The 26,769-nt window shown below is 48.3% G+C and carries 28 protein-coding genes, 1 tRNA gene and 1 other annotated feature; of the genes, 8 read left to right on the forward strand and 21 right to left on the reverse strand.

Annotated elements, in window-relative coordinates; all coding sequences use genetic code 11:
• Positions 1-89 precede the first annotated feature (89 nt).
• The 5 genes from rppB to H6G45_RS13490 form a co-directional block, all read right to left on the reverse strand.
• The gene (rppB, locus tag H6G45_RS13470) at positions 90-1,442 is read right to left on the reverse strand and encodes a two-component system sensor histidine kinase RppB (RefSeq protein WP_190598930.1); all 1,353 of its coding nucleotides are present in this window, start codon (positions 1,440-1,442) and stop codon (positions 90-92) included.
• Positions 1,429-2,127, reverse strand: a complete 699-nt coding sequence (rppA, locus tag H6G45_RS13475) for a two-component system response regulator RppA (protein ID WP_190598931.1) — start codon at positions 2,125-2,127, stop codon at positions 1,429-1,431. The genes rppB and rppA overlap by 14 nt, the downstream gene beginning before the upstream one ends.
• A 6-nt stretch (positions 2,128-2,133) precedes the next feature.
• Entirely contained in the window at positions 2,134-2,724 is a 591-nt protein-coding gene (locus tag H6G45_RS13480; protein ID WP_190598932.1) for a DUF305 domain-containing protein, read from the reverse strand.
• Between the two features lie 117 nt (positions 2,725-2,841).
• On the reverse strand, positions 2,842-3,747 hold the full coding sequence (locus H6G45_RS13485) for an LD-carboxypeptidase (RefSeq protein WP_190598933.1): 906 nt from the start codon (positions 3,745-3,747) through the stop codon (positions 2,842-2,844).
• A gap of 125 nt (positions 3,748-3,872) precedes the next feature.
• The gene (locus H6G45_RS13490) at positions 3,873-4,220 is read right to left on the reverse strand and encodes a hypothetical protein (RefSeq protein ID WP_190598934.1); all 348 of its coding nucleotides are present in this window, start codon (positions 4,218-4,220) and stop codon (positions 3,873-3,875) included.
• A 179-nt stretch (positions 4,221-4,399) separates the two neighbouring features.
• Here H6G45_RS13490 and hypB point away from each other — a divergent pair, with 179 nt between their 5' ends.
• The 4 genes from hypB (at position 4,400) to gatB (ending at position 10,586) form a co-directional block, all read left to right on the forward strand.
• Positions 4,400-5,257: a hydrogenase nickel incorporation protein HypB gene (gene hypB, locus H6G45_RS13495; RefSeq protein WP_190598935.1), complete on the forward strand. Its 858-nt coding sequence runs from the start codon at positions 4,400-4,402 to the stop codon at positions 5,255-5,257.
• 19 nt (positions 5,258-5,276) lie between these two features.
• Positions 5,277-6,824, forward strand: coding sequence for an NAD(P)H-hydrate dehydratase (locus tag H6G45_RS13500; RefSeq protein WP_190598936.1), 1,548 nt, complete (start codon positions 5,277-5,279; stop codon positions 6,822-6,824).
• A gap of 221 nt (positions 6,825-7,045) precedes the next feature.
• A complete protein-coding gene (locus tag H6G45_RS13505) occupies positions 7,046-8,998 on the forward strand; it encodes a PBP1A family penicillin-binding protein (protein ID WP_190598937.1) in 1,953 nt (650 codons plus the stop codon).
• A 100-nt stretch (positions 8,999-9,098) separates the two neighbouring features.
• Complete coding sequence (gene gatB / locus H6G45_RS13510) at positions 9,099-10,586, forward strand: Asp-tRNA(Asn)/Glu-tRNA(Gln) amidotransferase subunit GatB (protein ID WP_190598938.1); 1,488 nt, start codon at positions 9,099-9,101, stop codon at positions 10,584-10,586.
• Positions 10,587-10,802: 216 nt separating this feature from the next.
• Here the strand turns inward: gatB and H6G45_RS13515 are convergent, their stop codons facing one another.
• The 10 genes from H6G45_RS13515 to nusG form a co-directional block, all read right to left on the reverse strand.
• Entirely contained in the window at positions 10,803-11,375 is a 573-nt protein-coding gene (locus tag H6G45_RS13515; RefSeq protein ID WP_190599059.1) for a Uma2 family endonuclease, read from the reverse strand.
• A 94-nt stretch (positions 11,376-11,469) separates the two neighbouring features.
• Complete coding sequence (locus tag H6G45_RS13520; protein ID WP_190598939.1) at positions 11,470-13,776, reverse strand: transglutaminaseTgpA domain-containing protein; 2,307 nt, start codon at positions 13,774-13,776, stop codon at positions 11,470-11,472.
• Between the two features lie 189 nt (positions 13,777-13,965).
• Positions 13,966-14,550 carry a GIY-YIG nuclease family protein gene (locus tag H6G45_RS19615; RefSeq protein ID WP_242018175.1) on the reverse strand — a complete coding sequence of 195 codons (585 nt, stop codon included), beginning with the start codon at positions 14,548-14,550 and terminating at the stop codon, positions 13,966-13,968.
• Positions 14,551-14,651: 101 nt separating this feature from the next.
• Entirely contained in the window at positions 14,652-15,743 is a 1,092-nt protein-coding gene (gene aroC / locus H6G45_RS13530; RefSeq protein ID WP_190598940.1) for a chorismate synthase, read from the reverse strand.
• An 89-nt stretch (positions 15,744-15,832) separates the two neighbouring features.
• Positions 15,833-17,278 carry a restriction endonuclease gene (locus H6G45_RS13535; protein WP_190598941.1) on the reverse strand — a complete coding sequence of 482 codons (1,446 nt, stop codon included), beginning with the start codon at positions 17,276-17,278 and terminating at the stop codon, positions 15,833-15,835.
• Between the two features lie 258 nt (positions 17,279-17,536).
• Positions 17,537-17,923 carry a 50S ribosomal protein L7/L12 gene (gene rplL / locus H6G45_RS13540; protein ID WP_190598942.1) on the reverse strand — a complete coding sequence of 129 codons (387 nt, stop codon included), beginning with the start codon at positions 17,921-17,923 and terminating at the stop codon, positions 17,537-17,539.
• Positions 17,924-18,012: 89 nt separating this feature from the next.
• Positions 18,013-18,534: a 50S ribosomal protein L10 gene (rplJ, locus tag H6G45_RS13545; protein ID WP_190598943.1), complete on the reverse strand. Its 522-nt coding sequence runs from the start codon at positions 18,532-18,534 to the stop codon at positions 18,013-18,015.
• Positions 18,535-18,574: 40 nt separating this feature from the next.
• Positions 18,575-18,742 (reverse strand) — a sequence feature (ribosomal protein L10 leader region).
• Between the two features lie 34 nt (positions 18,743-18,776).
• Positions 18,777-19,493 carry a 50S ribosomal protein L1 gene (gene rplA / locus H6G45_RS13550; RefSeq protein ID WP_190598944.1) on the reverse strand — a complete coding sequence of 239 codons (717 nt, stop codon included), beginning with the start codon at positions 19,491-19,493 and terminating at the stop codon, positions 18,777-18,779.
• A gap of 90 nt (positions 19,494-19,583) precedes the next feature.
• Entirely contained in the window at positions 19,584-20,009 is a 426-nt protein-coding gene (gene rplK, locus H6G45_RS13555) for a 50S ribosomal protein L11 (protein WP_190598945.1), read from the reverse strand.
• Between the two features lie 101 nt (positions 20,010-20,110).
• Positions 20,111-20,728, reverse strand: coding sequence for a transcription termination/antitermination protein NusG (gene nusG, locus H6G45_RS13560; RefSeq protein ID WP_190598946.1), 618 nt, complete (start codon positions 20,726-20,728; stop codon positions 20,111-20,113).
• A 29-nt stretch (positions 20,729-20,757) separates the two neighbouring features.
• Here nusG and H6G45_RS19875 point away from each other — a divergent pair, with 29 nt between their 5' ends.
• Positions 20,758-20,889, forward strand: coding sequence for a hypothetical protein (locus H6G45_RS19875; RefSeq protein WP_277922726.1), 132 nt, complete (start codon positions 20,758-20,760; stop codon positions 20,887-20,889).
• Between the two features lie 141 nt (positions 20,890-21,030).
• Here H6G45_RS19875 and secE read toward each other — a convergent pair whose 3' ends face one another.
• The 3 genes from secE to rplS form a co-directional block, all read right to left on the reverse strand.
• On the reverse strand, positions 21,031-21,276 hold the full coding sequence (gene secE / locus H6G45_RS13565) for a preprotein translocase subunit SecE (RefSeq protein WP_190598947.1): 246 nt from the start codon (positions 21,274-21,276) through the stop codon (positions 21,031-21,033).
• A 111-nt stretch (positions 21,277-21,387) separates the two neighbouring features.
• Positions 21,388-21,460: transfer RNA gene (locus H6G45_RS13570), tRNA-Trp, on the reverse strand.
• Between the two features lie 116 nt (positions 21,461-21,576).
• Positions 21,577-21,945, reverse strand: coding sequence for a 50S ribosomal protein L19 (gene rplS, locus H6G45_RS13575; protein WP_010872052.1), 369 nt, complete (start codon positions 21,943-21,945; stop codon positions 21,577-21,579).
• A gap of 137 nt (positions 21,946-22,082) precedes the next feature.
• Here rplS and H6G45_RS13580 point away from each other — a divergent pair, with 137 nt between their 5' ends.
• Positions 22,083-22,475: a hypothetical protein gene (locus H6G45_RS13580; RefSeq protein WP_228023862.1), complete on the forward strand. Its 393-nt coding sequence runs from the start codon at positions 22,083-22,085 to the stop codon at positions 22,473-22,475.
• Positions 22,472-23,491 (forward strand): alpha/beta fold hydrolase, encoded by a 1,020-nt coding sequence (locus H6G45_RS13585; RefSeq protein ID WP_242018176.1) that lies wholly within the window; start codon positions 22,472-22,474, stop codon positions 23,489-23,491. Before H6G45_RS13580 ends, H6G45_RS13585 begins: the two co-directional genes overlap by 4 nt.
• 25 nt (positions 23,492-23,516) lie before the next feature.
• Here H6G45_RS13585 and H6G45_RS13590 read toward each other — a convergent pair whose 3' ends face one another.
• The 3 genes from H6G45_RS13590 to H6G45_RS13600 all read right to left on the reverse strand — a co-directional run bounded on the left by H6G45_RS13590 (position 23,517) and on the right by H6G45_RS13600 (position 26,112).
• Positions 23,517-24,608, reverse strand: a complete 1,092-nt coding sequence (locus H6G45_RS13590; RefSeq protein WP_190598949.1) for a late competence development ComFB family protein — start codon at positions 24,606-24,608, stop codon at positions 23,517-23,519.
• Between the two features lie 263 nt (positions 24,609-24,871).
• Entirely contained in the window at positions 24,872-25,567 is a 696-nt protein-coding gene (locus H6G45_RS13595; protein WP_190598950.1) for an ATP-dependent Zn protease, read from the reverse strand.
• Positions 25,568-25,629: 62 nt separating this feature from the next.
• Positions 25,630-26,112, reverse strand: a complete 483-nt coding sequence (locus tag H6G45_RS13600; protein ID WP_190598951.1) for a Tic20 family protein — start codon at positions 26,110-26,112, stop codon at positions 25,630-25,632.
• A 251-nt stretch (positions 26,113-26,363) separates the two neighbouring features.
• Between H6G45_RS13600 and H6G45_RS13605 the strand changes: the two genes are divergently transcribed.
• On the forward strand, positions 26,364-26,684 hold the full coding sequence (locus tag H6G45_RS13605; RefSeq protein WP_190598952.1) for a 2Fe-2S iron-sulfur cluster-binding protein: 321 nt from the start codon (positions 26,364-26,366) through the stop codon (positions 26,682-26,684).
• Positions 26,685-26,769: the final 85 nt, after the last annotated feature.

Raw genomic sequence — 26,769 nt, forward strand, 5'->3', positions numbered from 1 at the left:
CTGCTGAATTTCTTCTGGAGTCATAGATTTTTCCTGTTTTTCTTATTTTTACAGCAATTTTCTCTACTCACATCACCAAGCATTTATACTCAGGGCAAAAGTGGGATGCTCCCCTTTAAAGGGAGCCTAACACTGAACAAACTACCCTGCCCCAATTCACTCTCTACAGTCAAAATCCCCTGATGCTTAACGGCGATCGCCTGGGCAATGGCTAACCCTAATCCTGCCCCACCCCGTTGCCGAGACCGGGCCACATCTACTCGATAGAAACGATCAAAAATCCGAGCTTGTTCTGTTGGGGCAATGCCAATGCCCGTATCTTGCACTTGGATAAGGGACTGATGTTTATCGGTTTGAAGAATGACTTGCACCATTCCCCCGGTGGGGGTGTAGTGAATGGCGTTACTGATTAAATTGGCTACTAAACGATAAAGCTGGTCTTCTTCCCCCTTGACCCAAATCGGTTCTTCAACCCGAATTTCAGCCGATAGTTGCACCCCAGCAGAGATCGCCGAACCAGCAAACTCTTCGACCAAATCGGTAACTAAATCATTGAGACAACAGGGTTGAAATCGACTCCAATTAGCGTCCTGTAAATCCATGCGAGAGAGGAGCAATAAATCCTGAATTAAATGGGTGAGACGGTAATTTTGACGTTTCAGTATTTGGAGGGTACTGTGGACTTCCTCCGAGTTAGGCTCCGTACTTAAAGTTGTTTCTAAAGTAGCTTGAATGGCTGTAATAGGTGTGCGTAACTCATGGGCAATATCGGCGGTGAACTGCTGGATTTGTTGATAGGAAAGATAAACTGGCTCCATGGCCAAACCCGCTAAAAACCAACTCGCTCCCCCCACCCCTATCATGACAACGGGCAAACCAAATACTAAAAAAGCCTGAATAGTCTGTAAATGGTGATCGTATTCTTCTAAGGAACGACCCACTTTCAGATAACCCCACGGTTTTCCCGTCGCCGTTTTGAGTTGCAAGGACACCTGATGATAGCGATCGCCTTGTTGATCCGTTAATGGACGCTGCCGGGTGGTTTTCCTCTCGAAGGACAAACCGGGGGGATTTTCCCCGGCCTTTGCCAATAACTGACCGTTCAAATTCAAAAATCGTACATAATATCCTGGCTGTTGGGTGGCATTGAGAATGTGGTTATGTCGTGGCGGAATGACACAAACTTGAGTCCCTAGGCAAAGATTGGGTAAAACTTGTTTAACCGATGGCTCTAGTTGTCCCGGTCTATGGAGAAGTGGTTCTAGCCCATCATGGAGAGTCCCCGCTAGGGAAGTAAGCTCTTGATCCAGCGATCGCCAATGATCCTGAGAAGTCATTTCATAGACCGCTAGGCCACAAAGACCCAAAATTAGCCCCATGACCCCAGCATAATAACTGGCTAAACGCCAACGGGATAGATTGAATAATCTATTGTTCTGCATGGGTTGAATGGGGGTGGAAACGATACCCTAAGCCATACACGGTTTCAATGAGATTGCCATGGCCATACTCCCCTAATTTTCGCCGTAGCAAACGCACCTGGGCCGCTACGACATTGCTGGTAGATTCCGCCGACAGCGCCCACAGTTGATTTTTAATCTGTTCACTACTAAGAATTTGCTGGGGATGTTTCATGAAGTATTCCAAAAGCTGGAACTCCTTGGCTGTGAGGGCAATTCTTGCTTGCTCTGGGGTTACCAGCGCAAAAGTCCCATAATCTAATTCCCATTCCCCCACCCGTAACTGCTGGGGTTGCAATTCCGGCGATCTCCTTTGCAAGGAGCGTAAACGAGCCAATAGTTCAGCCATGCCGAAGGGCTTGATTAAATAATCATCGGCCCCTGCATCTAAACCCTCAACCCGGTCTGCAATTTGATCCTTCGCTGTCAGCATTAGAATCGGTAAAGAACTCCTTTGGCCCCGGAGTTTTTGGCACAGTTCCAACCCCGATAAACCCGGCACCATCCAATCAAAAATAGCTAGGGTATAGTTCACCCAACCCTGGTCTAAATAGCTCCAAGCTAGGTTGCCGTCCTTCACCCAATCAACTACGTAATTTTCGCGACGGAGAGCTTTTTCCAGCGCCATTCCTAGGTCAGGCTCATCCTCCACCAGCAACAGTCTCATGCTTCCTCACTGGCCATACCAGTTTTGATACCATTGCTTCATTTGCTTAATTTCGGCACTTTGGGAGCGGATAATGTCATCCATCAATTTATCCATCTCGGGACGACTTGTATTGGTTTTTAAATTGCTAGCCATCATCACTGCCATTTGGTGGTGGGGAATCATCTGACGAATAAATTCCCTGTCAAAGTTTTTGGCGGTGGCCAAAGCATCTAAATCCATCGCCATCATGCCGTGACCTTGGTGCATTCCCATCATTCCCTGGCTCGATAAAGCAGGCACTGGTTGTTTAAACCATTGCTGATACCAGGTTTTCATTTCTTTAATTTCCCTTTCCTGGTCTTGGATAATATTCTGAGCTAACTCTTTCAGTTCAGGGTGCTGGGCTTTTTGCAGGGCCATCTCCGCCATATCTATGGCATCCTGATGGTGAGGAATCATCATTTCGATAAAACTCTGGTCTGTCCATTGCATGTGCATTCCGTGTTGGGCCATCATCTGCGGTGAGGATTGATTACGATAAACTGCTGTTACCCCAGCCGCCGAACCACTGAGGAGTAGTCCTGCTAATCCATATATCCAGAATTGATTACCCATGATGATGGTTAACTCCTGCTTTTTGCCTTGATCCTAGTGTGGCAAAGCAAAATGAAATCAGGGTGAAATTCATCAAGGAAATTGGGTCTGAAGCCCCTTCCTTTAGGGCGGAGAAGATTATAAAAAACTGAGGGTGCCAGCGTCTCCATCCAATTCCACTTCGCTACCCACGGGCAAAATAGCATTAACGCCGCCATGCCCAAAAGGTAAATCCGCCACCACTGGTATGCCCAAATCCCCCAGGCGATCGCCAAGTACTTCTTCCACTGTCCAACTAGGGAAACCGGCGGGGGCTTCACATTCACTAAACCGCCCCAGGGCAATGCCAGCTACCTGGGATAAATTGCCGGAGGCTCGCCATTGGGTCACCATGCGGTCAATACGATAGGGGGCTTCGGTCACATCTTCGATCGCCAAAATTACGTTAGCCAAATTAGGTTGCCAGGGAGTGCCTAAAAAATGGGTGGCTACGGTCAAGTTACCCGCCACTAAACGCCCTCGAGCCTTGCCTTTTTGCCAACTGTTCCCGGTCAACGGCGTGAGGGGAAAGCCCTGAAGATGCACCCGCAATCGTTCCAGGGCCCAATCCGGCTCATCGCTGATCGTGGTCAACACCGGGCCGTGGAGACTAATAATGCCTGATTTGAGCAAACTCCATAAAATACCTGTGACGTCGGAAAAACCCAACACCCATTTTGGCTGGGAAATTTCCGGCCATTGCCAATCTTCCAGTAACCGGGCGGAGCCGTAGCCCCCCCGACTGCATAAAATTCCTTTACATTGGGGGTCTAACCAGGCGTTCAGTAAATCTTGGCGGCGTTGTTGATCCGTGCCCGCTAAATAACCTTGGCGGTTTTCGTAGCCTTGGCTGAAAGTCACCTCGTAGCCCCACGATCGCCAAATTTCCACCCCTTTTTGTAAGGCTGCCAATTCCCGCAGACTACCGCTCGGGGACACTACCGTGAGGCGATCGCCTGGTTGGAGGGGTGGTGGTTGCAGAAAATTTTGAGGGAGGGAAAACATTGGTGGAGCGCTGTTTGCAAAATTTACTTTAGCGAAAGCTTGCCCAATGGGTTTGCTGGTTGAATGGGGAACTTGACACCGTATTGCTCGCCATCAGTATTAGGGAAATGTCAGCAGGCCCTGGCCTAACCATGCTGGGCTAGATATTCTGCCAAATCCTCAATGAGTCTGGGCAACTCAGCCTCGGTGGTTAAACGAATCCGGTCGTCCCGTAGTGTCAGCAAAACTTTTGCAGCAAAGGGACTGGGGTAAATATTAGGGTTACAAAATACTTCTAAAAATACTTCTCCGCTGTGGCAATATTCCAAATTCTGTTGCTTCTCTGGCCGGCCCCCTTGGTTCACCTGGGCACCAATGGCCTTTAACTGATTGACCAATTGGTTAATTTCCCCCTGGAGGGCGATCGCCGCTTCGGGACTAAAGGGAAAACGAACAGAACCTTGGAGTAAGTTGAGAGTTAGGGGGGCTGTCATCGGAAAAATAGGGCTGGAAAGTCAATTGTTAACACGGAGCCGGAGCAGACAAATTTTTGCCGCCGCCGTCCACTCCAGAGTACTGCGCTAAACGGGAATTGCGGCCGAACCTCTTTCGAGCATCTTCTCTTACCATGGGGGCATAACATTGATGTTTCTGCCCGAGGGGGAAGGTTATTATGTGCCAGAACTGCGGTTGTAGTGCGGTGGGAACCGTTGCCCATAGCCACCATCACCATGGAGATGGAAATTTTGTCCACAGCCATGATGGCCATGCCCACCAGGAACATCATCACCACCATGGCGACCATAGCAACAGTCCAAGTCAACAGACTGTGACCATTGAACCAGATCGCCAGTCCATTGCCATTGGCCAAGGCATTCTGAGCAAAAATGACCGCCTAGCGGAAAGGAATAGGGGCTACTTCCAGGCCAAAGGCTTACTAGTGATGAATTTTCTCTCCTCCCCCGGGGCCGGTAAAACCGCCCTGATCCAAAAAATGGTCGGCGATCGACAACAAGACCATCCCACCGCTGTGATTGTGGGGGATTTAGCCACCGATAACGACGCCCAACGTCTCCGCAGTGCTGGGGCGATCGCCATTCAGGTAACCACGGGAAATATTTGCCATCTGGAGGCGGAAATGGTGGCCAAGGCAGCCCAAAAGTTGAATTTGGACAACATTGACCAATTGATCATTGAAAATGTCGGTAATTTAGTTTGCCCCACCGCCTATGATCTGGGGGAAGATTTACGGGTCGTATTATTTTCCGTCACGGAAGGGGAGGATAAACCCCTTAAATATCCCGCTACGTTCAAATCGGCCCAGGTTATTTTGGTTACCAAACAGGACATTGCCGCCGCAGTGGACTTTAATGCCGAGCTAGCTTGGCAAAACCTACGGCAAGTGGCCCCCCAAGCACAAATTTTTGCGGTGTCTGCCCGTACAGGGGAAGGCTTACAGTCTTGGTATGAATATTTGGATCAATGGCAACTGCAGCGGCGATCGCCGTTAGTTGATCCGGTGTTGGCCTAGGAATGCAGGGAAAAACATTATGACTGTGGCATCCCCATGGTTCCGGGCGGTGGTCAGTGCGGCCCAAATGCAGGAGATTGAAAATTGGTTATTCGCCCAGGGCATGCCGGTGGCGGCCTTGATGGAAAAAGCGGCTCTACAGATCGCCAATAGATTGTCCCTGCTCTATCCTCCCACTAAATTTCCCCGCATCGGGGTGGTGGTGGGCCCGGGCCATAACGGCGGCGATGGCTTAGTAGTGGCGAGGGAACTAAAGCTCCAGGATTACCAAGTAAAAGTTTTACAACCCCTGGATCAGTTAAAGCCCCTAACCCAAAACCACGCTGACTATGGCAAAGGTTTGGGCATCCCTTGGGTAGATGATGTCCAGGCTTTAGCCCATTGCGACCTAATTATTGATGCTTTGTTCGGCTTTGGTTTAACTAGACCGATTACCGGGGCGATCGCCGATCTAGTCATAGCCATTAATGATTTACCCATCCCCGTTGTCAGCATCGATTTGCCTTCTGGCATTCATACCGATACGGGGGAAATTTTAGGTACAGCGGTGCAGGCAGACCGGAGTTTTTGCCTTGGTCTCTGGAAACGAGCTTACTTTCAGGACAGGGCTTTGGCCCACTTGGGCCAGACGGAATTATTAGGTATCGGTTTACCTCTCCAGGCGATCGCCAGCGTTCTAGGCCAAATCTGGCCAGTGCAAATCCTTGGGACTGAGCAAGCTCGACGAACATTGCCCCTCAGCCGATCCCTAGTGACCCATAAATATCAACAGGGCCATGTCTTGCTCATCTGCGGTTCCCACCAGTATGCGGGAGGAGCGTTGTTAGCCTGTTTGGGGGCCAGGGCCAGTGGGGTGGGGATGGTGACCATGGCGGTACCCACAGGGATTAAAGCTTTGCTCCACAGTCAATGTCCCGAAGTTTTGGTGCAAGGTCTTTTAGAAACCTCCTCCGGGGCGATCGCCGGTTTAGGCAATTTGGACCTATCCCGTTACACTGCCGTTGCCCTCGGGCCGGGGTTAGGCCTTGACGTGGGGCCTGTGGTGGAAGAAGTTTTGCCGGTTAATTGTCCCCTTATTTTGGATGCCGATGGCCTCAACCAATTGGCTCGGCAACAATTATTACCCCTGTTGGCGGAACGGACAGCCCCCACCGTGTTAACGCCCCATGGCGGTGAATTTCAACGGCTTTTTCCCGACCTCGACCAAGGCGATCGCCTCACAGCAGTGCAAACAGCCGCGGCCATAAGCCAGGCCACAGTGCTACTCAAAGGAGCCAAAACGGTCATTGCCAGCCCAACGGGGCCCACTTGGGTAATCAAAGATAGCACTCCAGCCCTGGCCCGGGGGGGCAGTGGGGATGTCCTCACTGGATTAATGGGGGGCCTCTTGGCCCAACCAGGGGAATTTGCCCTAACTCAAAGGGTGGCAACGGCCGCTTGGTGGCATGCCCAGGCCGGTATTTTAGCGGCCCAACAAAGAACGGTTCTGGGGGTGGATGCCCAACATTTAGCAGAATATTTAATTCCGGCCTGTCGTCAGTGGATTGGTCAGAATGCGACCAACTAGCCTGCTAATTTGCCCCGTTAAAGTTGATTTGGTTGGGGGAATCCCCGTCTGAGGGAGCTTATACCTGGGCTAGCCTAGGTCAGTTGACTTCTGGGCGAATATCAGTAAGCTAAACTAAGATTAATTCTGGAAAAAATTGTTCCTGGAAAATAGCTAATTTTCATCATCTGAGTTTGCAAGGTTACCAATCCCATTTCCTGGCGTGAGGAAGTTCTTACACCGTGTCATCCACCAGCACCCTTAAACCGTCTTCCACCAAGGCCAAAGCCAAAGCCCAACCTAATTTTTTCCAGCGGGTATTGCGCACCACTGGCACCACTTTTTTAGGAGTGGGTCTAGTTTCTACCGCTGTGGTGGCGGGAGGGGTGGCCGGCCTGGCTTTCAGTTTTCGCAACCTACCCGATGTGCGGGGACTGACTTCCTATGTGCCTGCCCAAACCAGTTACATCTACGATGCCAAAGGGCGGGAATTGCTCAGCCTCCATGGGGAAGAACATCGCAAAATTGTGCCCCTAGCGGAAATTTCCCCCAACTTGAAACGGGCCGTACTGGCGATCGAAGACAGCAATTTTTACAAACACCAAGGCATCAACCCCAACAGCATTGGGCGGGCCCTGTTGGTCAACTTTAAGAGTGGTGGAGTGAGCGAAGGGGCTTCTACCCTCAGTATGCAGTTGGTGAAAAATATTTACCTGAGTCAAAAAAGAGTTTTTACCCGCAAGTTAGCTGAAGCGGTTTTGGCGGTCAGGGTCGAGCAGGTATTCGACAAAGACCAAATTTTGGATATGTACCTCAACTATATCTACTGGGGTCACAATAACTACGGCATCCAAACCGCCGCCGAAAGTTACTTTAAAAAATCCGCCGCTGACCTGGATTTGGCCGAATCTGCCCTATTGGCGGGCATGATCCAAGCCCCGGAGGCCTACAGCCCTTTCAACAATTTCAGCGCGGCCAAGGAACGCCAGGAAGTGGTGCTGGATCGCATGGCTAGTATCGGCTGGATTACCCCCGCTGAGGCCGAGGCGGCTAAAAAAGAACCCCTCCAGAACAAATTAGGTGAACCCACTGCCTGGCAAAACAGCAAATTGCCCTACGTTACCGATGCAGTTATTGCCGAACTGGAAACTCGATTTGGTCAAGAGGCTTTGGCCCAGGGGGGTCTAAGGATACAAAGCACCATCGACTACGACACCCAAAAGCTAGCGGAAAATACGGTCAAGTCCGCCTATAAAAATCTGCGGGGACGTATGGGAAGGGCAAAGGATTTACAGATTGCCCTAGTGGCGGTGGAGCCGGAAACCCATTTCATCAAGGCCATGGCTGGGGGAGTGGACTATAACAAAAGCCAACTTAATCGGGTTACCATTTCCCGTCGTCAGCCGGGTTCAGCCTTTAAACCCTTTGTTTATTACAGTGCCTTTGCTAGTGGGAAATACACCCCCGATTCCTCCATTGAAGACCGACCCATTAGTTTGAGGGACGGAGCCGGCGTCTATTCCCCCAAAAACTATGGCGGTGGTTTTTCTGGTTCCATGTCCATTCGCCAGGCGGTGGCCAGTTCCGCCAACATTCCAGCGGTGTTGATTGGCAGTCGAGTCGGCCTCAACAAGGTGATTGAAGATGCCAAGCAGATGGGCATTAAAACGCCATTGCAGTCTGTTCTTTCCCTGCCCTTGGGATCAGTGGATGTGACGCCGTTGGATATGGCCGTGGGTTATGCCACCCTAGCTAGCAATGGTTGGTATTCCGAACCTACTGCGATTTTACGGGTTACCAATGTGCGGGGGGATGTGCTGCTAGACAACACACCTAAGCCCCAACAGGTGCTAGATCCCTGGGCTGCTGCTAGTACATCTTCCGTACTGACTTCCGTTGTGCAGGGGGGGACAGGGACATCGGCCTACCTAGGGCGTCCCACTGCCGGGAAAACTGGCACCACGGACAATGAGCGCAATGTCTGGTTTGTGGGTTATGTGCCCCAACTGGCCACCGCTGTCTGGATTGGGGATGATGCGAACCGTCCTCTGGGTAAGGGGATTTCTGGGGGGGGTTATGCCGCTCCCATTTGGCGCTCTTTCATGAGTCAGGCCATTAAAAATATGCCGGTGGAAAGTTTTCCGTCTCCTTCCCAATTCCCCCGTCCCAAGCCGGAAAAACAACAAAAATCCTAGGCTTTGACCCGATCGCCGCTAGGGGTTAATGACGGAGAAAAATGCCCGTTGGACGGCGGGAGTATGGCAGAATGGGGAGAAGCCAATATGCCGGAAATTCATGACTGCCACTGCTGTTAAAACCAATTACGAAGCGATTATTGGGCTAGAAACCCATTGTCAGCTCAACACAGCTAGTAAGATTTTTTGTAATTGCTCCACCGATTTTGACAGTCCCCCCAACACCAATGTCTGTCCGGTATGTTTGGGGTATCCGGGGGTTTTGCCGGTACTCAATGAAGAGGTGTTGGCGGCGGCGGTGAAACTTGGCCTGGCCATCAATGGTCAGATTGCCCCCTACAGCAAATTTGACCGTAAGCAATATTTTTACCCGGATTTACCCAAGAATTATCAAATTTCCCAGTTTGATTTGCCCATTGTGGAACATGGCTCCTTGGAAATAGAGTTGGTGGATAAAAAAACTAAAGAAATTACCCGCAAAACCATTGGCATCACCCGTCTACACATGGAAGAGGACGCGGGCAAGTTAGTCCATGCGGGCAGCGATCGCCTGGCGGGATCGACCCATTCTCTGGTGGATTTTAATCGCACTGGGGTGCCATTGCTGGAGATCGTTTCGGAGCCAGATTTACGCACGGGGCAGGAAGCGGCGGAATATGCCCAGTCTTTACGGCAACTGGTGCGTTACCTGGGCATTAGCGACGGCAATATGCAAGAAGGTTCCCTCCGTTGTGACGTGAATATTTCTGTGCGCCCTGTCGGACAAGAGGAATTTGGCACCAAAGTGGAGATCAAAAACATGAACTCCTTTAGTGCGATCCAAAAGGCGATCGAGTATGAAATTGAAAGACAAATCGAGGCGATCGCCAACGGGGAAGAAATTTACCAAGAAACCCGCCTCTGGGAAGAGGGCAGTCAGCGCACCATCAGCATGCGGAAAAAGGAGGGCTCCAGCGATTATCGCTATTTTCCTGAACCGGACTTGCCTCCCCTAGAAGTTTCCGAGCAACAGCAACAGGCTTGGTTAGCGACATTGCCAGAACTCCCCAGTGCTAAACGGGCCCGCTATGAAAAAGACTTGGGCTTGTCTGCCTACGATGCCCGAGTATTGACCGAAGACCGGGAAGTGGCGTTCTATTTCGAGGAAGCGGTGGATGCAGGGGCCGATCCGAAGGCAGTGACCAATTGGGTTACCCAGGATATTGCGGCCTACCTCAATAACAACCGTTTGACCATCGGTGAGCTGGCCTTGAAACCGTCGGCCTTGGCGGAGTTGATTGAGTTGATTACCAAGGGCACTATTAGCGGCAAAATTGCCAAAGATATTCTGCCGGAATTGCTAGAAAAGGGTGGTTCTCCCCAGAAAATTATTGAAGCCAGGGGGTTAGTACAAATTTCCGATCCCGATGAGTTAACCGCCATCATTCAAGCTGTCATTGCTGACCATCCCAAGGAGTTGGAAAAGTTCCGCAGTGGTAAGGGCAACATGCAGGGCTTTTTTGTCGGTCAGGTAATGAAACGCACCGGCGGTAAGGCAGATCCAAAGTTGACTAACCAATTAATTGGTAAACTACTGGCCCAAGCTTAAGAACGTATTTGAAAAGCCCCCCCGACCCCCCAAAATTTGAGAGGAAATATAGGCAAAGTCTCCCAGTATTGCCGGAGCTTTAGTGAGAAGATTTAGGAGCAAAATAAGACTTTACAAACAGGTTCTAAGGCTCTACCGGTTAACCAACGGTGTTTGGCCAGTGCCCCCAGCGGTTTTATGTTGTGCTGTTTGGGGGAGTCGGTGGATTGGTCATTTTTAAAAATCAACCCGTTTATAAAGCTCCACAAGTTTGATTTTTATTTTCATAAAACTAAATTCAATTTCGGCATCTTCTCCCATCAGTTCCGTTAATAACCATTGACGATCGCCAACTTTTTGATAATGCTCCACCCGATAACAGGATTGATCAATTAATAAATATTCCTGTAATTGGGGAATAGTCCGGTAAAAACCAAATTTCTGATTTTTATCAAAGCCCGCTGTTGAAGTGGAGAGAACTTCCGCAATCAAACAGGGATTGGTCAGCGCCATCTGGCTATTATCAGTAAACTTTGGCTCTGCCGCAATTACCATCACATCGGGGTAAAAATAACTTTCAGACTCAGCAATCCATAACCTCATATCGCTCATAAATACAGAATAGCCATGATCTTCCAGGGCAAATAGTAGCAGGGCATGAAGTTTTCCTGTTAGATAGTTATGGTTCGCGGAGGCTCCGGCCATGGGAATAATTTCTCCTTGGATAAACTCACTTTTTTCAGTGGCCTGTTCTTCCCGTTGCAGATACTCCGCCGCTGTTAGGATTTTAGTTGTAGCAACGACCATAATTGATACCCTGTTTTATTTGGCTTATTCAAGTTTAGCTTCAACTTTTTGCTATCGTTTAACCTCAAAAAAACATCGATTTAAACCCAGACATATTTTAGATTAGCTTTATTTTTGCCTTGCTCCGCCAACTGCGTTCTAGAAGTCTAAACTGCTGACCCAGATAATCTAGGTGGGCTTGTTGGTCTCCATAACGCCAAGCCACATAGGCGCTGGAAATTTCCACAATTATTTCCACTTGCTCCGGGGTTAAATGCTCCCGTAGGGATTGGGCAAATTCCCCTGGAGTTTGGGCCCGACTTTTACGAAAACCCCGTTGTTCGAGGTCGTAAAGCAAAGTTTGATAAAGCCTAGCCATGGGATGGAGTCTAGCCAAGCGGCGATATTGTAACCAGCGTTTAGCCTGGGTCCAACCAAGCCAACCCAGAAATCCAGCGGCGATCGCCAAAATTAGTCCGAGTAAAGCGCCGCCCAAGCTGGTGGAAACTAAGTTCCAAAACCATCGTAGAACAGTGACAAGGAATCCGGTGACGGCTGCCCAGACATTGGCCAGGAAACTACTCACCGGGGAAGGTAACCAACCGGCGACCCAACGCCAAATTTGCTGAAGTACGCTAAAGGTCTCGTTATCTTCGATGGAGGGGGGATAGAGTTCATGGCCGGGAATGGGGTCGAACATAAACCAACCCAGCCGGGGAAAAAATACCTCAGTCAGAGCATAGGCATCGGTGTTGTGGACCAAATAATAACCAGTGAAGGGGTTAAACTGTCCAGGGGCAAACCCTACCGTTAGCCGGGCGGGAATATCTAAACTCCGCAGCATAATGGTCAATACTGTGGCAAAGTGGTCCGGCAAACCTCCTTGGTATTCAAACAAAAAGGCTGTGACCAAATCTTCGTCGTCTTCAAAAAATGGCAAATCGGTGCGGATACGGTAATTCTGCTTGAGAGCCTGGGTTAAGTAGAGGGAAATTTCATAGGGCGTTTCCAAGGGTCGTTCCGATTTGGCTAGCATTTCCTCCGCTTTGGCCCGCACCGCTGATTTAATATCCGGTGGCACTTGGAGCAATTGGGGGGAGATTTTGACTTCTGGGGGAATGCGATAGTTCTGTAACATAGTCCGGTTGCGCACCGGTACTTCCGAAATGACTGTGTAGGTAATGCCCTCCAGTAAGCCCACCGGCGATCGTAAACTGCCATTGGGATCTATGCCCACTTCCCTGGTGGGAAAGTATAAAAATCTAGGGTGATAGAGGCTTGGGATCACATTAGGTAAATCCATTACAGCGGTGTAGGTTTGCACCACACTCTCCGTTTCCATCAGGGAATCAATGTTATCCAGCACAAAACGATAGGACCATGGCGATCGTTCCACTTTGGTAATTTTCGTGTTATCGGTAATTTCCCATCCCTGGCCGGTGTAGTGGTCAAAGGACAACGCTTTCCAAAAACCTGGCGCTTGGGAACGCACCCGGAGCACCAATTGTTTGGTCATTTGCCCCCGTAAATTTTGGTTCATGCGGCTGTTAAAACCGTAGTAAAAGGTGTCATCCACCTGCCCTGGTTCTGAACCATCTCCCTCGCCGCCGGTACCAGTGCCATCGCCCCGACGATAACCGGGGTTATTAATATCTTGATTTTGTCCCTCGAAGGTTTGCTGTTGTACTTCCCCAGGGCTGGACACAGGAAAACTTTGCAGTCTATAACCAGGAAAACGGGGCATCAGGGCAAACAATAACAGTCCAAAGGCTAGGGTTACTGCCAACAGAGCTAACAATTTTCTCGGCACTAGGGGAGAGTATTCTGCCTGATGGGATGAACTTTTTTGCCCACGACTTTTCCAGAGGGAGAAGGGAATTCCTTCTAAACCCAAACGGGAACGATAATCCAACACTAGGGTGGGAATGGCCACAGCTAAAAAAAGTAGCAACCAGGGGGCAAAGGCCAAGGTTTGGGACAGGGTACCTGCCACCCCCAATAGGATCAGTCCAATCACCATGGAGTAGCCCAAATCTTTACGCTGGGGCAAATCAAAACTGTGCAATACCTGCAGTTGCACCAATAGCCCCGCTAGGGCCACCTGGCTAGCATTTAGGTTTTCCACCAAGTTGCCTAAGAAGACGAACAACATGGCTACCATGGCGATCGCCAGCAAAAATTTGAGGGCAATATTTTTCTTTTTTCTTTGTCGCCAACTCCACCAGGAACCAATAATACTGAGGGGAATGGCCCATAAACTCCAGGTGGTTTGGGCCGCTACGTCCGTGGCAACAATACCCACAATCACCATTAACTGCACCAAAATGCGGAAAATAATGGATTCCTCCGTTTTGGGGACCGGCACAGCTTCAAAACGGACTTGCCATTGCTCTAACCAACGGGAGACGGGGGTGGAGGAAGTCATTGATGGAGAGGAGAGGTTTTGTTGCTAACGAAATGGGGTTTTGTGAGACACAAACCAGTTTGTTGCTAGAAAATGATCATCAAAACGCATTGTAACCTTCCGCCAAGTTGAGTAGCTCGGTGAATCCGCAGGTAGTTGCCCGTCCACTTTTCCTTTGCACTAAGGGGGTGAGGCCATTTTTGCTGGAATTTAACTCAATTTGCCAAAGGGCTGACCCCACCAACGCCAACACTCTTTATTAAAAGGCGATCGCCATTTAATAATTAATTCCTTTTCCCAAGCCAGGAGAGTTTTCTTCTCCGGGGGCACATGGGGCCAAAAAGCGGCCACCACTTCCACTTCCAATTCATAGCGGCGATGTAATTCGATGTAGCTCAAAATATAATCCTTACAGTCATGGGTGCCCTGCCAACGTTGATCTGCTGTTAATTTGGTTTCCCCCACGTAAAGCAATATTGGCCAACGGCGGTCAAGAATAAAGTATAAACAACCCTCATGCTCCCCTGCTATTGCCGTCCCATCTTTACCTTGTCGCCAAAACAGAGAAGACTGTTGGGGCAAAGTAAACGGGTCAATTTCGTCGGCATGGTGCCAACTGGTGGCCGGGGTGTCAAAGAGGGAAACTTGTTGGGGTTGTCCAGTTTGCCGTTGATTCTGTTGATATTGGTGGATTTTCCCCTGCCAATTCTCCAATCCCTGGCGATCGAGCGCCAACTTTGGCTCCCGCTTGACTCGATAGCTGGAGGGCGCATCAAACAGTTTTAGCTGTTCCAAAATTCAAATTCCGTTCTAAGGGTGTATTCAAGAAGTTCCCCTAACTCCTAATTCTGGGACAAATCGGATTGAGGGTAAAAATTGACACTTCTAAACAGTTTCTAAGGGAGGGTCTTGCATTGGGCCTGGAAACGCAAGAGATGGTCACAAAGTACCAGGGCGGCCATGGCTTCCACCATGGGAACGGCCCTAGGTAACACACAGGGATCATGGCGACCTTTAGCAGCTAAGGTAGTTTCCTCCCCAATGTTACTGACAGTTTTTTGCTCCTGGCCAATGGTGGCAGTAGGTTTAAAAGCTATACGCATAATAATTGGTTCGCCGTTGCTGATGCCCCCCTGGACTCCCCCGGAACGGTTGGTACGGGTGCGCCATTCCCCTGCTTCATCCAGGTAATATTCGTCATTATGTTGACTGCCGGTCAGTAAAGTACCGGCAAAACCAGAACCAAACTCAAACCCTTTGGTGGCCGGGAGAGACATCATTGCTTTGGCCAAATCCGCCTCCAATTTATCAAATACCGGCTCTCCCAATCCTTTCGGGGCATTGCGGATTACACACTCCACCACCCCACCAATGGAGTCTTTTTGCCGTAGCACTTGGTCAATGCGTTCAATCATTTTTTCTGCACATTCACCATCGGGACACCGGACAATGTTGCTTTCCACCTGTTCTAGGGTGACAGAATTGGTATCCACCTCTGCCTCAATATCCTGGATACTTTTCACGTAGGCGACAATTTCCACCCCATTGAACTGGGCGAGGATCTTTTTGGCGATCGCCCCAGCGGCAACTCGGCCAATGGTTTCCCTGGCGGAAGACCGGCCGCCCCCCTGCCAATTACGGATACCATATTTAGCTTCATAGGTAGCATCGGCGTGGGAAGGACGATATTTCACCGCCATCTCGTTGTAATCCTGGGAACGGGCATCTTTATTCCTGACCAAAATGGCGATCGGTGTACCCAAGGTTTTGCTCTCAAACACCCCGGAGAGGATTTCACACTGGTCAGCTTCCTTGCGGGGGGTAGTGATTTTGCTTTGTCCTGGGCGTCGCCGGTCCAAATCCACTTGAATTTCTTCTGGGGAAATTTCTAACCGGGGAGGGCAACCATCGATAATTACCCCCACGCCGCCCCCATGGGATTCACCAAAGGTGGTAATGCGGAATAAACTGCCAAATGTGTTGCCCATAGTTTAATTATGTTGATTTATTAATTCTTGATTTTATTAGACACATGATTGGATTAGTTTTATCCAAATTGTAGATTATTTTTCAAGAGCTATTCATTGTTTAGATCAAAAATAAATGCGTTTTCATCAATTTCCATCAATGAAATATTCTTTTTCTTAATTCCTATTTCATTTTCTATTAGCAAATCTATCAGTTTTTCTCCATTAATTAAGGTTATCGGTGCCGCCCCTTTTTCAATAGACGCATTTTCTGCTCCCTTAGTAAAATTACCTGTGCTAATAATTGTTCCACGGACTGCGCTAAATCTATGTAGTGACCCTCTCAATGCATCTAGGACTGTCCTCTGGATATTTGCTTTTTGACGCTTAACTTGTACAACTTCTCTAATAGACGTGATACCAAATTCAATATCCGCAATTACATCTATTCCTTTATCGTTAGATTGAGATGTTACATTAACATTTTGATAATTCATAGATTCGAGTAGATTTTTAATCAAATGCTCAAAATGATAGGGATTCATTTCTGATAAAATTTCTAGCAAGCTTGCTCTTACCGCAACAGTTTGTTGTTTTACTAAATAATAAATGTCTTGAGTTTTTTCAACTGGAATAGCTTCTGATTCTTGATTATTCAAATTAATGTAAGATAAACCCTGTTCAGTGATACTGTAATTACGTCCCGATCTACTAAGCAATTGACGATTTACAAGATTATCTAGTCTTCTTCTCAGGGTATCTTTAATTGTTGATTCGGTACTAAAATTTGAACTTTTTTTTAAATAAGATTCCCATTCAGGATAAAATTCCCCTGCCCTACCAGTGCCCCGCTCTGCAATTATATTTAATATTTTTATTAGCCCTTCATTTTCATCAATAAACTTCTCTGTTTCTCCGAAGCATTCTCTGACAAAATTTTCTCCCTTGGGGGTAACCTGTATTTGTCCTGAATCATTTTCAAAAACGAGAGAATATGTGTTTGCTAGTAACCAATGACCATAAGTGTACCGGGGATTTACTAGCTTTCTAGATTGAGTCCAGATATTTAAAGCTAATTCTTTGTCTTTTTCATTAAGACGTTCAAAAATCCATTCATCTGGATTTGTCCAATTAACAGGGGACTGGGGAGTACCTCTAAGTGTTGATATAGTTGAATGAAGATGAGTAATTTGATTTTTATTTGTATTTTCCCAAATTGGTAAAATCAGCTTCAATTCTGAATATTTTGGAAAAAAAGGTATTCTTACCTGTCTTTCAGAAACATTACTTTTAACATCTTCAATTAATTTAGATTCTATTTTTTGTTTGTTTACTAACTCTCTTAATCCAAAGACACCTCCTTTTAGTTTAATGAATCGACTGTTTATGTTATCTTGCTTTTCGTCAAGATGCATTACTGCGTAGAGCGTATTATGGGGAGTAGCTCCATTGGTAGAAACTAAAGAACGTTCAAGAATTCGTCTCGTAATTTCCTGATAGTGTAAAGGCTCACCTGCTTCTTTGAGAATTAAAATAGCGGCTTCTGCAAATGTCATTTCAAATTCACATATAGCTTACATGAATAGAGCGAAAGTATAGATTTCAGGCACAATGACATTGTACCATGAAACTCAAAAGTGAAATTTAGACAGAATGGCACAAAAAATTCTTAAAGCATGAAATAAAAAGGCCAAGGAAAAACCCTGGCCCGAGAAAAAGAGTGATTAGGTTAGCTCCTAACAATTCAATTTCTAATAGGAAAATGATCGATGGGTAAGCAAACAGTTAAATGGTTAGGCAAATATGCCAAATGACTATTTAACGGCGGCTTTACCACCAGCTTCTTCCACTTGTTTTTTGATGGCTTCAGCATCATCTTTGCCGGTAGCTTCTTTGATGGCTTTGGGGGTAGATTCCACCAACTCTTTGGCTTCTTTCAGACCCAAACCAGTGATGGTGCGGACAACTTTAAGCACGGCAATTTTCTTGTCGGCGGGTACTTCTTCGAGGATAACGTCGAATTCAGTTTTTTCTTCAGCAGCTTCAGCGGGGGCAGCAGCAGCGGCGGCCATAACCATGCCACCAACGGGGGCAGCGGCGCTAACACCAAAAGCTTCTTCGATTTGTTTAACTAACTCGGAAGCTTCCAACAGGGAAAGACTTTTTAACTGTTCTAAAATTTGATCGGTTGCAGCGGACATAGAAATGACTCCTATAGGATAAGTAGGTTAAATCTAACTAGACAAACCCAAAGCAAATGGTTTTGGGACAAGCAGGGTGAAAAACTACCCTATTCTTTGTCCACATGGGCTTGGAGACCACGGGCCACGGAAGCCGGAACTTCTTTGATGCCCAGGGCAATCTTGGTAGCCAGGGCGTTGATGCCTCCGGCAATTTGACCCATGAGTTGCTCTTTGGAGGGCAGATCACCGATCGCCTCCACGTCAGCTTGGGACAGGCTTTTTCCTTCCAGTACCCCCCCTTTGAGTTGGGTTTTTTTGGTATCTTTCTGGAATTTTTTGTAGGCCTTAATGGCCCCACCCAGGTCATCCTTGAGCACCACAATTGCTGTAGTTCCCGTCAGGAATTCTTCCATGGGGGACCAGGCTTCTTGCCCAGCCAAAGCCCGACGGACTAAGGTATTTTTGGCGATTTTACAGGTTCCACCCAGGGGGCGGAGTCGGTTCCGTAAATCGGTAATTTCGGCAACGGTCAATCCCTGATAATCAATGACCATGGTCATCTGGGCGTCCTGGAACAACTCCTGGACTTCGGTGATTACCGTCGCTTTATTTTCTCTCGTTCTTCCCATTCGGGTTTCACCTCCTTGGGGTTGGGATAGCAAGCATTAAACACACAATAAAAATGCCCCTTGGCGATCGCCGGGGCTGAAGCAGAGGATCAAAAGCCAGCGGAAAGAATTCCCCCAGACTTAAATCTTGATTCAGGCTTCAACCTCGGCAGGTTAATTAAGCAACCCTAATTGCTCCTGCGGTCTTTGGCGTAGCCAGTTAAATGAATAGTGGCTAGAAATGACTCGGAAATTGTCGTCGCTTAGTTATCCTCAAACTTCAGATCGCGCAAAGCATTAACGTCTACGGGGATGGAAGGACCCATGGAACTGGACACAAACACGGTGCGCCAGAAACGGCCTTTGGCCCCGGAAGGACGATTGCGGTCAATGGTCTCTTGCAGCGCTTTTAAATTCGCCAACAGATCATCGGCAGAAAAAGAGGCCTTTCCAAACATAACATGAACGATGCCCGTACGATCAGCCCGGAATTCTAATTTTCCTGCCTTAAATTCATTGACCGCCGCTGTCACGTCCGCTGTTACTGTCCCCCCCTTGGGAGAAGGCATCAGGCCCCGTGGCCCCAATTGTTTACCCAGTCGGGCAATTTTGGGCATCATATCGGGGGTGGCAATGAGCACGTCAAAGTCCATCATGCCCTTTTGGATTTCTTCAATCAATTCTTCAGAACCGGCAATGTCGGCCCCAGCATCGGTGGCTTCCTTGACCTTTTCCCCCCGGGCTAGGACTGCTACCCGTACCGTTTGCCCTGTGCCCTTAGGCAAAGAAACAGTGGTTCGAATTTGTTGGTCACTGTATTTGGGGTCAATGCCCAGACGAATATGGGCCTCTGCGGTTTCATCAAATTTAGCAGTGGCGGTTTCCTTCAGCAGTTCCATCGCCTCCAGGGGGCTATAGAGTTTGCTGTCATTTACCTTGGCGATCGCCGCCTGCATCCGTTTTGAAAGCTTTTTAGTCATGAATTTGGTAACTCCTTGGGTACTGGCGAAGTAGGGAACTTCTCCCCGAAATAAATAGAAAACTTAATCGGCTCAAGCCGTGAACTGTGCTTAGCTGTTGACGGTGATACCCATGTTGCGGGCGGTGCCTTCAATGATATTCATGGCCGCATCAATGTCATTGGCATTGAGATCGGGCAATTTGGTTTGGGCAATTTCCCGCAGTTGGTCCCGGGTAATGGAAGCCACTTTAGTTTTGTTTGGTTCACTAGAGCCTTTTTCCACCCCAGCGGCTTTGCGGATTAGCACTGAAGCAGGGGGAGTTTTGAGGATAAAAGTGAAACTACGGTCTTCAAACACCGAAATTTCCACAGGAATAATCATCCCGGGTTTGTCGGCGGTTTTGGCATTGTACTCTTTGCAAAATGCCATGATGTTAACCCCATGTTGACCCAGGGCAGGGCCGACGGGGGGCGCAGGGTTAGCCTTGCCAGCGGGCAGGGCCAGTTTAATCAGAGCGACGACTTTCTTGGCCATTGCTTATGTATGTCTAAGTTAATGTGATTAGGATGTGAATTAACAGCAATCAAGCCGACCATGGGGAGCAGGAATTCCTTGCTCTTCCCCCAATAAAAGGCTTAATTCTGTTTTTCCACTTGGGTAAATTCCAATTCCACCGGGGTTTCCCGACCGAAAATGGACAGTAAGGCTTTTAGCTTACTTCTTTCTGGACTGACTTCAATCACGTCCCCTTCAAAATCTTTAAAGGGGCCGGAGAGCACCATGACGTGATCACCGATTTCCATATCGATTTTCACCACCGGTTCCTGCTCATCCACATGACGGAAGATCCGTTCCACTTCCCCATGGCTGAGGGGCATGGGCAAAACGTGGCCTCGCCCCCGACCATAGTGACGTTTTTGCTCAGAGCCGACGAAGTTGATCACATGGGGGGTGTTTTTTACCACCTGCCAAGCGTCATCGTCCATAATCATGCGGATGAGCACATAGCCAGGGAAGATTTTCTCTTCTCCCTGCACCCGGGCCCCATCTTTACGGATTTTCACAATGGGGGTTTTTGGGATTTCCACCTGGAGAATGCGATCGGCCACGTCCAAGGTGTGAATCCTTTGCTCAAGATTGAGCTTGACTCGCTTTTCACAGCCAGAGGCCACTTGTACAGCAAACCAATGGCCTTCGGAGGAGGATTTTTTGTTTTGTTCCGCGACCGGAGACTGATCGTCAGTGAAGCTCATGACAACAACATGTACAGGGAGTATTTACGGTGGGCATTAATCCCAATCCAAACTCAGATTCGGAGTCAGATTGGCTAGGTTTAAAGTCTAATTTTTTTGACTTAGCAAATGGAAAATTTTTAAAACTTAAAAACTTAAATTTAGGATGGCAAAAATACTAAGAATTTGCCGAAAAGCTAAATAATATCGAATCTGGCTGAATAACTAACTGCATAGTGAAAGAAAAGTTCTTTTCCTGGCCAATTTCTGCAAAAAAGTTAGCATAACCTGCATCAGGAATTATTGGCCTTTTCTCGCCAGCCTCAACCAAAAAGAAAAGGTTGCTTAGTAATCCAGCCAAAGATCTGGTCAACAAAGTAGATCACCGTTGAGACCAAAATAACCATTAGAATCACAGCCACGGATTCGCTGATTAGTTGTTGACGGGAAGGCCAAACCACTTTTGCCAACTCATCTTTGGTGGCCGTAATGAAGTTGCTCCGGGCCTGGGCACTGTCCACGGAGTTGTCTTCGGTACTGTCGGTTCTGACCGCTTCCTTCTTAACCACAGGTTTTTCTTGCCTCCCAAATCATTGTAACTAATGAGAAAATCCGGAATATCACCAAACGCAAAGTTGAACAGTTGCGGGACAATCGTTAGCGAGGTAATTGGTGGTCAACGCGCCCTGGAGGACTTGAACCCCCGACATCAGGTTTTGGAGACCTGCGTTCTACCAACTGAACTAAGGACGCATAGTCTGGGCTGAGGTTAGCCCCAGAGTCTGCACTCTCGCACCATCATACCCTAATTTGTTGCCAATTCCCATCGAGGGCGATCGCCATGGTGTTGGAGATCACAGTTTTGCGGACTACAGGGCCCGGTCAAACCGTTGTTTAATACGGGTAGCTTTACCAACCCGATCCCGGAGATAGTAAAGCTTGGCCCGACGAACTTTACCGCGACGCAATACTTTAATGCTGGCAACCCGGGGGGAATGGAGCAGAAAAACCCTTTCTACACCGACACCTTGGAAAATTTTACGCACGGTGATGGTTTCGCTGATGCCGCCGTTACGCTTGGCAATGACGGTGCCTTCGTAGGGTTGGATCCGCTCTTTACCACCTTCGACAATCTTGACCCCAACCTTGATGGTGTCACCGACATGGATGGTGGGCAGGTCTTCTTTGAGAAACTCTGCCTCGATGGAATTGATTATGGCTTGGGCGTTCATGGTCATAGTAAAAACTCACAATTTCTCATCATAACTGATTTACCCTCTTTTGCAAAAGTTGCTTTTTCCCTACTTCCCCCGCTGTTGCGCCCGGACTATTGGCCGCTAGAATGCAGTTTTGCTCGATCCTAATTGAAAAGCCGATGACCACCATTACCTCCCAGGCGATCGCCCGTTACCGTGACCAACTTGCCCACTCTGTGGAGGCGATGCAGGCGCTGGATACCATCGAGGATTGTGAAGGTAATTTAGAGGATGCAGCTTTGACCCTGGGCATCCAAGTGGGGCAACAGCCCGATCGCAATGACTGGCTAGAAGGCTTGGCCAAAAGATGTCGGGTAGCCATTTGTGAGGGGGATTTTCCTGGGGCCCTGAAGGACAATAACATCAGTGCAGTGGTCAGTCACCTCAGCGAGCGCAAAGTCTGTCATCCCCTGTTGGCGCCTTTGGTGGTGGCCTACGTTTTGGAGCAAGGTATTGATGATTTTTGTGCCCCCATCCATTTCAAGCTTAATTACGATGGTGAAAACAATTGATTGATGACATTCCCATCACCCAGGCCCAGGGTAGACAAGGGACAAACCCAGGCAGCGTAAACCGATGGGATGGCCGTATTGGCTGTCAGCGGGAATGGAATTGGCGGGGCTGGCAAATTCGGTACAGTTTTCGTCATCCTCCCGAGGCCACTGGTTTACCCCCCCTGTTGCTCATCCATGGTTTTGGGGCGGCGATCGAACATTGGCGTTATAACCTGTCGGTGTTTGCCCAGCACACCAGCGTTTATGCCATTGATCTACTCGGTTTTGGTGGTTCGCGCAAGGCCAACGAACGTTACAGCGCCTACTCCTGGGCCGACCAAGTGGAGGATTTTTGTCGGGAAATCATTGGTTGTCCCACGGTGCTAGTGGGAAATTCCATTGGTTCCCTGGTGGCTTTGACCATGGCGGCAGAAAGTCCAGCCCTAGTGGCCGGATTAGTTATGGCCAGTTTGCCCGATGTGTCCCTCCGTCAGCAGGCCGCCCCCCGTTTTTTTCGGCCTTGGATTGAAAAGATAGAAAATGCATTTTCTCCCCCTTGGTTACTCAATGGCCTATTCAAATTTGTGCGTCGTCCCCCGATTATTCAGCGTTGGGCTAGTTTGGCCTATGGTTTACGGCAGGAACAGCCTGATCCAGAGCAGTTTGAAGAAGAATTGGTGCAGATTATTTGCTCCCCTCCTCAGGATCTGGGGGCTGAGGTTGCTTTTCGACAATTGTTTGGCTCTGTGCGCCAGCCCCATTTTGCGCCGTCAGTGAAGGAAGTCTTGCCTAGCCTCGATTTACCCATATTGTTGCTTTGGGGAGATGGCGATCGGTTCATTCCCTGTCGGTATGGGAAGCAATTTGCCCAGTTAAATAACAAAATCGAGTTTCAACTTTGGCCAGGGGTCGGCCATTGTTTGCACGATGAGTGTCCCACCAAGTTCAATCAAACCTGCTTAGCCTGGCTGGAGCAAAATTTCTCCACCGCTGCCGCAAGAAAGGAGCAAAGTCAAACAGGAACGATGACATAGGGTCGCTTTAATGATGCCGATGCCCCTAAAAGGTGTACCAGTCACGAATGGAGCTAGCAAAATCTTCGTCGCTATTTTCCTTATTTTCTTCGTCTCCATAGTTACCAAACTCCACAATGGATGTCTGTTGAGCATCCATTTCCTCTCCATGACTTCTTTTACTGCCAGATAAACCATCTCCTGAATTGGTGCTATAGTGTCCATCCCGTTGATTTTTTTCAACTTGCCGCAGAATTTTGCGCACCACCGAGGCTAAATTTTTAGCAGTAATTTTTTCGTAGGCAATGCCATAGACGTCTAGCACTTGTTCGAGGTCTAATAAGGCGGCATGGTAATCTCTCACGCCCCGACGAATTTTGCTAGAAAGTTCATCCAGGCTAACTTTATCCTGGGCAACGCCGATGTTGCGGGCAAATTCCTCTAACTCCATCAGGATGGAGTGGGCCGTGCTGAAGGAATCGATTTCATCTACCTGTAAGGGAGTAGATTTTTTTAGAGGATCTCGCATAATTGCCCCAATCCCCCTCAATACCGCGGTACGAATTTCCCCCCGCATTTGTTCGACTCGTTGCATCTGAAAGGCTTTCCCTTCTTCACTAGCCACATACATAGGCGGTAGGCGGTTCAGGGTGTAACTAGCTACCTCGGCAATGCTGACAAATTTGGCCACGTTGACGGGCAGTTTTTGTAGTTCGTTATAAATTTCATCTTTGACTACTACTTCGAGTAAATTAAGACAGGTTTTCCGTTGACGTTTTTTCTCTTCTTCTTTTTCGTCTAATAGGTTTTCCAACAATGATTGGCCGATGCTGTCGGAGGTGATGCCATAAATGGGGGCGATAATATCTAGCAAGTTCTTGGCGATCGGCACATAGGCTTGCTTCCGATTCAGGCTTTCAATCAAGTTATACATGTCCGACACCAGACGTTTGATCTCTGGTTGGACTTTCATTAAGTTCATTAACAGCATGTAGGTGGAGCAGCCCCCCACCACTTTGGGATCGTTTTCCCAAACCTTGTTGGTCAAGCCGTAAATGATTTTCTTGAGCCTAATTCTTTCGCGGTTACTCTCAATTTTGTTGATAACATCGGGTAAGCATTCCGTGTTAAATTTCATGATAGTTAGCGAATGTTAGGGGAAGAATTCTTGCTGACACAGACCAATGGCGTCGATAGCGTTTGGGGTAGGGTATGTGGGTATGTGAAACATTTTTGACAATTGTGCTGACCCCCAATAATAGATATGATAACAGCCCTACACCGACACCATAGTCTGCGGGTAATGGTTCTAATGGTATCCCCTAAAATCACTGCTTGGAGATGAATGGGTCGCAATCACCAAAAAAGTTCGTTTCAACTGAATTAAGCTAACTTAACTCGTTAATTGGAACTAACAGCAGGCTCCCCTAGATGTTGGGCGATAAGATGACGGCATTCTTCCACTGATCGCCGCTGGGCCAGAGCTTGTTGCAACTGACCATGGGCTTGGCGATGTTGTTCCAGCAAGTTTTTGGCCTGGAGAAAGGCCCAACTTTCCTTTTGGTTTAGGTTAATTTCCGGCAGTCCTGCCCGACGAAAGGCTTGGCGTAGCTGCTGGCGATCGCCATTTCCCCCCTGGGCTTCACCGTAGATAATTTTTTCCGCGGCAATGCCCGCCATCCAGACCGTAGCCCAACGTTCCAGAGCTTGGGGACGCAGGTGCCAATCCCGACACTGATTTTCTAGATTAGTCGTATCGAATTGAATACCCGCCATCCCGCCAGCCCCTTGGCGCAGAACTTCCCAGGGACTAAGACTGTAGTTAGTAATGGGAACCTGTAGGTAATGGGCCACGAGGAAATGCCCCGCCTCATGGCACAAAATCCTCTCTTTTTCTGCTTTGGTTTGGAAGAGACCGACAAAAAAGTCCGTTCCCCTACCTTGCCAACTAATTTGATCTGCTGTGATTATGCCCAAAATCCCTAGGGTCGCCACCGCGGGTATGGCCGGGGAAAGGTGGACTATCGGCCCCACTAGGGCAGACATCATCATCAGAAAAATGGCGATCGCCACCAGATTTAAACGACTATCAGACATGGTCAACAAAAATAGCTCCAGTTAATCAGGTTGGTCCGGTTAAAAGCGGTTAGTTTGGATGACTAAAAACGCACCTGGGAATAGGCTGCATCAGAAATGGTGGGAATTTCTGCATAGCGCCCCAGCACTGATTGAACAATGCCAAAAAATCCACAGGCTAAGGCACCAAGGAAAGCAAAATTGTAGAGAGTTTCGATGACTAATCCTTGACCAAACACTGGCTGGATAACGTAGGCGACAACTAAGCCAAACAATGATAGTAGGATGCCAATGAGGATGGCTTGCATGGCATTGAAGCGGATAAAGTGGGAAATATTGTTATTTCTAACCACCGCCATAAACAGTACAATAAAAATAATAAAAGAAGCGAAGGGGAACTGATAATAGAATTGCAACAGGGGCATAATAGGCAAGTAGATTATCTGTAAAATAGGAAATTGCTGCAATAAAAAACTGCCGAACATGAATGCATCAATGAGGGGAATCAGATAAATCAGAGCACTAAAAAAACGATCTTTACCGTCCGCCGTACTGTTAGATGCCATAGAAAATTCCTTGTTGATTTAAAAAGAGTTACGGAGATTATGCCCTGATTTTAACCTGGGTTCACCACGGACCGGATTCGGTCTTCCCCCCTGGCGATCGCCGATGGAAAATTATTTTTCTAGCCCACTGCCATGGGCGCAATGGTGGCCAGCCTGAGCCTGCCTCCAGTTGGTTAACAGGCTATCCAAAACTTGCTAGAGTGTTCATTGGCCAAAAATCCGATTAATCCTTTTATTATTACCGCTTTGCCATGGTTAACACCTACACCGCCGAAATCCAACACCAGGGTCAGACCTACACCATTTCCGTGCCCGAGGATAAAACGGTGCTCCAAGCGGCCGATGATGAGGGAATACAGTTGCCCACTTCCTGTGGAGCTGGAGTTTGTACTACCTGTGCGGCATTGATCACAGAAGGCACAGTGGATCAAGCGGACGGCATGGGGGTTTCGGCCGAACTACAGGCAGAGGGTTATGCCTTGCTTTGTGTGGCCTACCCCCGCTCAGATTTAAAAATTATCACCGAAAAAGAAGACGAAGTTTATCAGCGGCAGTTCGGCGGTCAAGGCTAGATTCCGTCGTAATTCTCCCTTCCCATGACAAATTTTCCAGATCAACAGTTGCCACCCCAAAAAGCTGAGCCATAATTCAGGTAGC

Origin of the sequence: Synechocystis sp. FACHB-383 (assembly GCF_014698605.1) — a bacterium.
GTDB lineage: Bacteria > Cyanobacteriota > Cyanobacteriia > Cyanobacteriales > Microcystaceae > Synechocystis > Synechocystis salina.